This is a genomic window from Paraburkholderia sp., from assembly GCF_036488505.1.
In the GTDB taxonomy this organism is placed as follows: domain Bacteria; phylum Pseudomonadota; class Gammaproteobacteria; order Burkholderiales; family Burkholderiaceae; genus Paraburkholderia.
Map to the genome: position 1 here is coordinate 1 of NZ_DASXHN010000126.1, position 1,955 is coordinate 1,955.

General features: G+C 63.0%; 2 protein-coding genes. One reads left to right on the forward strand and one right to left on the reverse strand.

Going from position 1 to position 1,955, the window contains the following annotated elements; genetic code table 11:
* Positions 1-894: FAD-binding oxidoreductase (locus tag VGH68_RS07105; protein WP_331602843.1), on the forward strand; the 894-nt coding region annotated here is incomplete at its 5' end.
* A gap of 358 nt (positions 895-1,252) precedes the next feature.
* On the opposite strand, the gene rpoD is transcribed toward VGH68_RS07105, so the two are convergent.
* Positions 1,253-1,955 (reverse strand): RNA polymerase sigma factor RpoD (gene rpoD, locus VGH68_RS07110; RefSeq protein WP_331602844.1); only part of this gene is annotated, 703 nt, incomplete at its 5' end.

A 1,955-nucleotide genomic window follows, 5' to 3' on the forward strand; every position in this document is an offset into this window, starting at 1 on the left:
TATCTGTTTCTCGCGACGCCAGCGGGCGAACCGACGCTGCGCGAGAACCACGCGCTGCAACGCAGTCTCGGCGCGGACATCAGCCTGCTCGACCGGGCCGGCCTGCAAACGCGCTTCCCGTGGCTCAATACCGATGATCTCGTTGCCGGCGCCTATGGCGAAAGCGGCGAGGGCTGGTTCGACGGCTACGGCCTCGTGCAGGCGCTGCGCAAGAAAGCGCAGTCGCTCGGCGCGCGCTACATCGCCGCGGACGTGAGCACGCTGCATCGCGACGGCCGGCGCGTCACGCAGGTGCGGACCGCGGACGGCGAAAGCCATGCGTGCGACCTCGTCGTCAATGCGGCCGGCGCGTGGTCGCGCAAGGTGGCGCGGATGGCCGGCATCGAACTGCCGGTCTACGCGCGGCGCCGCAGTATTTTCAATGTGACGTCGCCGGCCCGGCTTGAACGCTGCCCGCTGCTGATCGATCCGAGCGGCGTGTACTTCCGCCCCGAAGGTAGCTCGTATATTTGCGGCACGTCGCCGTCGCCGGACAACGATCCAGACGATTTGCCGCTCGACGAAGTCGACCACGCGCTGTTCGACGATGTGATCTGGCCGACGCTCGCGAATCGCGTGCCGCAGTTCGAAGCGCTGCGCGTGCAGAACTGCTGGTCCGGTTATTACGAATACAACGTACTGGATCACAACGCGATCATCGGATTTCATCCGGACGTCGATAACTGCGTCTTCGCCAACGGGTTTAGCGGGCATGGTCTGCAGCAAGGGCCGGCGACCGGGCGCGGCGTTAGCGAACTGATTCTGCACGGCCGCTATTCGACGCTCGATCTGAGCGCGCTGAGTTTCGCGCGCGTACTCGAGAACCGGCCGATCGTCGAAAAGAACGTCGTCTAGTCTCAGTCGCGCGGTGACCGATGCTGCGGGCCATGCGAAAACGCAATACCTGTGCGCAGATGTGGTTTGCCGCGCTGGGCGTCGCGGATATTGAAATGGGCGTGACCGAATGCAAGACCTCCGTTTCGGAGGTTCTGGCAAAAATAGAATCGATTGCGTCAAACGCGGTCAGCGCAGCGTGCGAAAGCACGACCCGGCGAGCATGTAAGTGCGCCCGGGTTGCTTGGCAAATGCAAATAGGGCACGGTGGACAGCAAAAAATGGCGCGAACCGTCGAGTGGCTCGATCCGCCGCTTGTATGCGACGAGAGGGGTGTCGCGCTTGCCGTGCAAAGGGCACGACAAGCGCGAGGAGGAGCTTAGCGGTCGAGGAACGACTTCAGACGGTCCGCGCGGCTCGGGTGCATGAGCTTGCGCATCGCCTTGCTTTCGATCTGACGAATCCGCTCACGCGTGACGTCGAACTGCTTGCCGACTTCCTCGAGCGTGTGATCCGACTTCGTGTTGATGCCGTAGCGCATGCGCAGCACCTTTGCTTCGCGCGGCGACAGCGAGTCGAGCGCGTCGTCGATGGCGGCGCGGAGGTCGGCCTGCATCGCGGCATCGGCCGGCGACGATACGGCCGCGTCTTCGATCATGTCGCCGAGGGTCGCATCGCCGTCGTCGCCGACCGGCGTTTCCAGCGACACCGGCTGTTTCGCGATCTTCAGAATGCCGCGCACCTTTTCTTCCGACAGTTCCATGCGCTCCGCCAGCACTGCCGGATGGGCTTCCTGACCAGTCTGCTGCAGGATTTCGCGCGAAATACGGTTGAGCTTGTTAATGGTCTCGATCATGTGCACCGGCACGCGAATCGTGCGCGCCTGGTCGGCGAGCGAGCGCGTGACGGCCTGACGGACCCACCATGTTGCATACGTCGAAAACTTCCAGCCGCGACGGTATTCGAACTTGTCCACGGCTTTCATCAGACCGATGTTGCCTTCCTGAATCAGGTCGAGGAACAACATGCCGCGGTTCACGTATTTCTTCGCGATCGAGATCACGAGACGGAGGTTCGCCTCG